Consider the following 6,634-nt stretch of genomic DNA (forward strand, 5'->3'; position numbering starts at 1 on the left):
TCACAATGGGTTTTGCTCAAACCTTAGATGAAGCTTTAGAACTGGCTTTAAAAAATACGATCGCTTTTCTGGAAAGCTTCGCCAATTTGTCGTCAGAAGATGCTTATGTATTGTGTAGTTTAGCTGTGAATTTTCACATCACTCAAGTTGTCAATAGTCCCCAAAAAGGTGTGCATGGAATGTTACCTAAATCAATTTTTGACAATAAAATTAATTTATAATTTGCAATCTAGCAACATTCTTTATGTCTAATATCTTTATCCAATTGTTGTTAATTGGTTTAGTTTCTGGGATTGCTGGCGGGATGTTTGGTATCGGTGGTGGTGCAATTATGATTCCGGCAATGGTATTAGTAATTGGTTTGGATCAGAAGTTAGCGACAGGAACTTCTGTGGCTGCTCAAATTTTGCCAATCGGCATTTTAGCAGCCTTAGTTTACCATCGCAACGGTAATCTTAATATCAAATATGCCCTGATTATTGCAGTTGGTTTAATCGTGGGTAACTTCTTTGGGGCATTGTTTGCAAATCAGCCGTTTATTAGTAGCGAATTAATGAAAAAGCTGTATGGGATCTTTGTGTTAATAATAGGTATTCGTTATTTACTGTCAAATTAAAGAGTTGAATTAAGCTTCAGCAATATTTTTGTTAAGCCATCGCCCAATTGCTCAATAGATTCTTGCTGTTTAGAATCTTTTAACGTGCCATCAGGATTGAAGGCTTCGTAAGCTTTGGGTACAGCTATTTGGTCAGGAAGTACCAAAACTTTGATGTTTCCCAAAATAGACCGCAGGTGAACCAAACCGCGCAAACCACCAAGAGCGCCTGGGGAAGCGCTCATAATGGTAGCAACCTTACCTGCAAAAGCAGCCAACGATGCTTCATTTGGGGCTGGACGGGATGCCCAGTCAATGGCGTTCTTTAGAACTGCTGTGAGGGAACTGTTATATTCCGGCGAAGCAATCAGCAATCCTTGATGAGAAATCAGCAAATCCTTGAGAGTGCGGGCGTTGGCTGGTAGACCTTCTTCAGCTTCCAAATCTTCATCAAACAGAGGTAAAGGCAAATCACGGAGGTCTAGATAAGTCACTTCTGCCCCTGCTGTCTTAGCGCCAGTCGCCGCGATTTTTACCAATTTTTTGTTGTAAGAATCAATCCGGGTGCTGCCAGCAAAGGCGAGGATTTTAGGTGTAGATGCCATAGTTAGAGGTTGAACACTTCAGCTGCATTATCCTGTTTTCAGGCGATCGCTATTTGCTACCTTTAGATTTTCTTTACAAATTTTCTGGTTATGGCAAATTGGTCTGACTCTTATCTTGGCAAGTTACGACAAATTTTAGGCGATCGCATACTTCTATTATTTGGTACACGTGTGATTATTGAAGATAATTTGGGGCGTGTTTTGTTGCAAAAGCGGAGTGATTTTAAACTTTGGGGGCTACCTGGCGGCTGTCCTGAAGTCGGCGAATCTGCTGAAGAATGTTCAGCACGAGAGGTTTTTGAAGAAACTGGTTTAACAGTTAAGCGTTTTGCAGCTGTGGGATTTTCTTCTAACCCAGCCTTTGAAGCTGTCACTTATCCTAATGGCGATCGCGTCCAAAATTTCATTTTAATTTTGCGAGCTGTGGAATGGTCAGGTAGTCTCGCTTGCTTAGATGGAGAATCGCTGGCGCTGGAATTTTTCGATTTGGCTAACTTACCTACGTTAATGCCAAACGATCGCCCAGTTTTGGAAAAGTTTCAAGAATACAAAAAAAGCGGCGAATTTCTCATGTTCTAAAGCATTTTTTCTAAGAATTGCTTGGCGCGATCGCACTTAGGATTTTGGAAAAACTCGCCAGGAGTAGCATCTTCTGCTAAAATACCCTGGTCGAGGAACATAATCCGATTGGCAACAACTCTAGCAAACCCCATCTCATGGGTAACGATCGCCATTGTCATTCCCGATAGGGCTAAAGCTTTCATCACTTCCAGCACATCTTTGACCATTTCGGGATCTAGTGCAGAGGTGGGTTCATCAAATAAAATCATCTCTGGTTCCATTGCTAATGCCCGAGCGATCGCTACTCGCTGTTTCTGTCCTCCCGATAGTTTGGATGGATATACATTTGCTTTTGGTTCTAAACCGACCTTAGCAAGCAATTCTAAGCCCTGTTCTTCGGCTTTTTGCTTGTTTATTCCTTTCACCTTGATGGGTGCGTAGGTGACATTTTGCAGCACATTCATGTGGGGAAACAAATTAAAATGCTGAAATACCATCACCAAATGCTGGCGTACTTTAGCGATGTTTACCTTGGGATTGGTAATTTCTTGTTCGTGAAAGTAGATTCTGCCTCTGGTGGGTTGTTCTAACAAGTTCATGCATCGCAAAAATGTAGACTTACCTGAACCAGAAGGGCCTAATATAGCAACCACTTCGCCCTGATAAAACTCAGTGGAAATATCTTTGAGTACGTCAAGTTTGCCAAAGGATTTAGATAAGAATTCCGTGCGAATCACTACATTACTCACTTTCCCGCAACCTCCTTTCTAAAGCGGATGCACCCAAGGTCATACCCATTACCAAAACATAGTAGATTAACCCTGCAAATAGCAGTGGTTCAAAATAAATATACTTATTTGCACCAACAATTTGGGCGCTGCGTAATATTTCCACTACCCCAATTGTTGACACCAGCGCCGAATCTTTCAGCAATCCGATAGTTTCATTTACCAATGCAGGGAGAATATTCTTTAATGCTTGGGGCAAAATCACATCCCACATCATCAACCAATAGGGAACACCCATAGACATCGCCGCTTCACTTTGTCCTTTATCCACCGCCTGAATTCCACCCCTGATGGTTTCCGACATATAAGCGCCAGAATTCAGCGTAAAAGTTAGCACCCCAGCTTCTAATGCTGAAATGTCATAGCCTGTAAGCTGAGGTGTTGCGTAGTAAACTAATGCCAACTGTAATAACAAAGGTGTGCCTCGAAAAACAGAGGTGTAGGCGTTAGCAACCCAGGTAAGCGGCTTGATGCCGAGGATTTTTAATAGAGATAGGATTGTTCCCCAAATTAACCCCAATGATACAGATAATAGGGTGAACAACAAAGTTAACGGGATTCCCCGGAGAATAAAGGGAATGTCAGGAAGAATTCTGGTGAAGTCGAGATTTAATCCGCCTTTGGTAGTAGTTGAAGATGCAGGAGTGGCGGTAACATTTTGTGAAAACCATTTGGCGACAAGTTTATTCAATGTGCCATTATCCTTCATTTGTTGAAGGACTTTGTTAAACGGTTCTACAAAAGAAGAACCTTTGGGAAAAGCGATCGCCGATCCACTTGCTTCTTCTGAGGGAATTGTATTAAATTCTAAATCTGGGTTAGCTTGGGCAAATCCTTTCGCAACGGTATCCTCAACAATTGCTGCATCAATTCGCCCAGATTTGATTTCTTGAACTACTTCCGGCACTTTGTTGAGTTGCTTTAACTGAATACCTGCAACTTTTTTAGCAATTTTCTGGGCGTTTTGTTCTTGTATTGTTCCTAGTTGTACGCCAACTTTTTTTCCTGATAAGTCTTGGGGTTGTTTTAGGTTACTACCTTTAGGAGCGACAATCGTATCTTTGGCTTCGTAATAAATAATTGAAAAATCAATATTTTTTTTACGTTCTGGAGTCGGTGTCATCCCAGCCATTACAAAGTCAGCGCGATTTGCTTGGAGTGCAGGAATTAAGCCATTAAAATCCGATTCCATTATTTGGAGTTTAAACCCTAATTTTTCAGCAAGGGTTTTGGCAATATCTATATCAAAGCCAACGATTTGGCGCTCGCCTCCTTTAGTATCATAAAACTCATAAGGGGGATAATCTGGGGAAGTAATCATTGTCAGCGTGTCTTTACCTAAAGATGAGGCAGCTTTTAGAGAATTACTATGTCCGATGATAATGCTGATTGCTACTGCTACAACTAGTATTGTTGATAGCCATGCTTTTTTTTTCATAAATTTGATAATTATATAAATTCCATAGCTATCAAAAGATTTTAGTGTAGCTATAAGTTTTGTATAGAAGCTTTTGAATCTGCACTTGCTTTGTTGTTAAGACTCCTTAAAAATAGATAGGTATGGTTCATAAATAAAAGCTCGGTTACGTTTATTTCCAGTAACTTCTTTCACGATTCCTATATTACATAATTCTCTAACTAAAATGTTAGCGTTAGTGTATGATAATTGGGTAAATTCTTGAGCCATTTCTATATTAAAAACTGGTTTATAATAGAGTTTTTCGAGTAAAGCTATAGCATTTCCTGCCTTCCGATTTCCCATTTGTTCCATTACTATTTTACGATGATCTTCTTTTAAATTAACTATTTGACGAGCAACAGTAGATGCTTCCTGGGAAACTTCATATACACCTTTTAGAAAAAACTTAAGCCAGCTTTCCCAGTCCCCATTATCCCTGATAGATTGGAGATGATTGTAATATTGCAAACGGTATTTTTTGAAGTAATAAGATATATACAGCAGAGGACGTTTTAATATATTTTTTTCACATAATAATAGAGTAATTAGTAAGCGTCCTGTTCTTCCATTGCCGTCTTCAAAAGGGTGAATTGTCTCAAACTGAGCATGAGCTAATCCAATTTTAATTAAAGCTGGCATTGGAGCAGAGTCATGTAAAAACTTCTCAAAATTACTTAAAGCTTCTTGCATATCATGAGGTGGAGGTGGAACATAAGTAGCTTCCTTTAAATTACATTTTCCCTCACCAATCCAATTTTGGCTGCGGCGAAATTCTCCTGAACCCTTTTCAGAACCTCGACCTTCTCTCAATAATTCTTTATGAATTTCACGGATCAATCGTAATGATAAAGGAAAATTATTCTCTAATCTTTCGAGTCCGTGATTAATTGCTGCAATATAGTTGACAACTTCGGTTACATCTTGCGGGTTGTCTGGTTCCACTGTACGGGATTCAAACTCAAGGACATCTATCAAAGAAGCTTGTGTTCCTTCTATCTGACTTGACAACACTGCCTCTTTACGAACATACATAAACACGAATAAGTCGGGATTCGGTAAAGCATCTGTTGATCCATCTAAACGACCTAATGCTCTATCTGCTTGTGATAAAAGTTCTAACATTTCATCATCAATACATAATTTGGGTATAGGCGGTAAAGGATTAGGTATAAAAGCTTTGTATCCACTAAGCTGTTCTATGTATCTACCTGCTCTATCGGTATCAATCATATTATCGATTTCATTCACAAGAGACAATTTTTTCTCCATGTTATCAAATACCCTTATTATCAGTAATAAGAATTTTTTTGTGTTTTTACATGATATAATTTCAGACTCAATATATTTAAACTAGACTTTTTTGTTTGGTTGCCTCCAGTAACTTAATGCTGGCATAAATAGCATCAATATAAGGTGTGGGAATTTGAGTTAGTTTTCCCAATTCTCCCACCGCGCCCACGATCGCGTCTATCTCCGTAGCGCGTCCAGCTTCAATATCTTGTAGCATTGAGGTTTTATGAGCGCCAACATTTTCTGCGCCATTAATTCGCTGTTCTAAACTAATACCAAACTTAATACCCAAATTTTCGGCGATCGCTTGAGTTTCACTCATCATTTGCCGCGCTAGTTCACGGGTGAGGGGATAGCGGCAAATATCCTCTAGAGTCGCACCAGTTAAGGCACTGATGGGATTAAAGGCCACATTTCCCCACAACTTGATCCAAATTTCCGTGCGAATTTGATTGCGGATCGGTGCTTTAAATCCTGCCTGTTTTAAAGTCTGTGCCAATAATTGGATGCGATCGCTTTTACTACCGTCGATTTCACCGAGAGTAAAGCGATCGCCTTCAATATGTTTAATTACACCTGGTTCAATTATCTCAGTTGCCGGGTAAACTACACAACCGATGGCGCGTTCAGCACCGATACTAGCTTCAATAATCCCATCTGGATCTACAGATTGAATCCGCGTACCTTCATATTCACCGCCATACTTGTGAAAGTACCACCAAGGAACGCCATTTTGGGCTGTCACCACCATTGTGTGAGGATTGTAGAGTGTAGGGAGAAGAGGTGCGATCGCAGCTACACTGTGAGCCTTCACAGTTAAAATTACTGCATCCTGTGTCCCTGCTGACTGAATATCGCTAGTTACCAAAGATGGAGTAGCAATTTGACTAGAAGCGTCTGCCATCAACAACTTCAGCCCATTTTTTTGAATCGCCTCCAAATGAGAACCACGCGCAATCAGCGTCACCTCTTCACCAGCCAATGCCAGTTTTGCCCCTAAATATCCACCAATCGCACCCGCGCCAACAATACAAATTTTCATTTTGTCAAAAAATATGATTTTTGGAAGACTAAGTACACAATTTCGTAAGTTCATAGCGAATTCCTCTGCGTACCTCTGCGCTTCCCTCAGCGTTCCTACCCTGCGGGAAGGCGTTCGCGTAGCGTCTCGTAGAGAAGCGCCTATGCGTTTAAAACCGTTACGAATTAATGCAAAGCTGTACTAAGATGCTCCCTACTACTTTACTCATTACTCATTACTCAGCACTCATTACTCTTGAAGCTTTGCATGGCTTCTAATAAATCTTGATGAACAGATTTTGAAGCAGCTACGAGC

At 40.4% G+C, this 6,634-nt stretch carries 8 protein-coding genes; 3 read left to right on the top strand and 5 right to left on the bottom strand.

Going from position 1 to position 6,634, the window contains the following annotated elements; genetic code table 11:
* Positions 1–221 (top strand): acetamidase/formamidase family protein (locus HWQ37_RS33430; protein WP_292755545.1); only part of this gene is annotated, 221 nt, incomplete at its 5' end.
* A 23-nt stretch (positions 222–244) separates the two neighbouring features.
* On the top strand, positions 245–616 hold the full coding sequence (locus HWQ37_RS33435; RefSeq protein WP_292755548.1) for a sulfite exporter TauE/SafE family protein: 372 nt from the start codon (positions 245–247) through the stop codon (positions 614–616).
* Here the strand turns inward: HWQ37_RS33435 and HWQ37_RS33440 are convergent.
* Positions 613–1,200 (bottom strand): NADPH-dependent FMN reductase, encoded by a 588-nt coding sequence (locus HWQ37_RS33440; RefSeq protein ID WP_292755550.1) that lies wholly within the window; start codon positions 1,198–1,200, stop codon positions 613–615. The two genes, HWQ37_RS33435 and HWQ37_RS33440, sit on opposite strands and share 4 nt — an antisense overlap.
* Positions 1,201–1,290: 90 nt before the next feature.
* Here HWQ37_RS33440 and HWQ37_RS33445 point away from each other — a divergent pair, with 90 nt between their 5' ends.
* Positions 1,291–1,779: an NUDIX domain-containing protein gene (locus HWQ37_RS33445; RefSeq protein ID WP_292755552.1), complete on the top strand. Its 489-nt coding sequence runs from the start codon at positions 1,291–1,293 to the stop codon at positions 1,777–1,779.
* On the opposite strand, the gene HWQ37_RS33450 is transcribed toward HWQ37_RS33445, so the two are convergent.
* The 4 genes from HWQ37_RS33450 to HWQ37_RS33465 all read right to left on the bottom strand — a co-directional run bounded on the left by HWQ37_RS33450 (position 1,776) and on the right by HWQ37_RS33465 (position 6,340).
* On the bottom strand, positions 1,776–2,510 hold the full coding sequence (locus HWQ37_RS33450; protein ID WP_292755554.1) for an amino acid ABC transporter ATP-binding protein: 735 nt from the start codon (positions 2,508–2,510) through the stop codon (positions 1,776–1,778). The two genes, HWQ37_RS33445 and HWQ37_RS33450, sit on opposite strands and share 4 nt — an antisense overlap.
* Positions 2,503–3,987 (bottom strand): ABC transporter permease subunit, encoded by a 1,485-nt coding sequence (locus HWQ37_RS33455; protein WP_292755556.1) that lies wholly within the window; start codon positions 3,985–3,987, stop codon positions 2,503–2,505. Before HWQ37_RS33455 ends, HWQ37_RS33450 begins: the two co-directional genes overlap by 8 nt.
* Before the next feature lie 96 nt (positions 3,988–4,083).
* A complete protein-coding gene (locus HWQ37_RS33460) occupies positions 4,084–5,277 on the bottom strand; it encodes a Fic family protein (protein ID WP_292755558.1) in 1,194 nt (397 codons plus the stop codon).
* Positions 5,278–5,353: 76 nt separating this feature from the next.
* Positions 5,354–6,340 carry a 2-dehydropantoate 2-reductase gene (locus HWQ37_RS33465; RefSeq protein WP_292755560.1) on the bottom strand — a complete coding sequence of 329 codons (987 nt, stop codon included), beginning with the start codon at positions 6,338–6,340 and terminating at the stop codon, positions 5,354–5,356.
* Between the last annotated feature and the right edge of the window lie 294 nt (positions 6,341–6,634).

Source organism: Nostoc sp. NMS4 (assembly GCF_017115095.1).
Taxonomy (GTDB): Bacteria; Cyanobacteriota; Cyanobacteriia; order Cyanobacteriales; family Nostocaceae; genus Nostoc.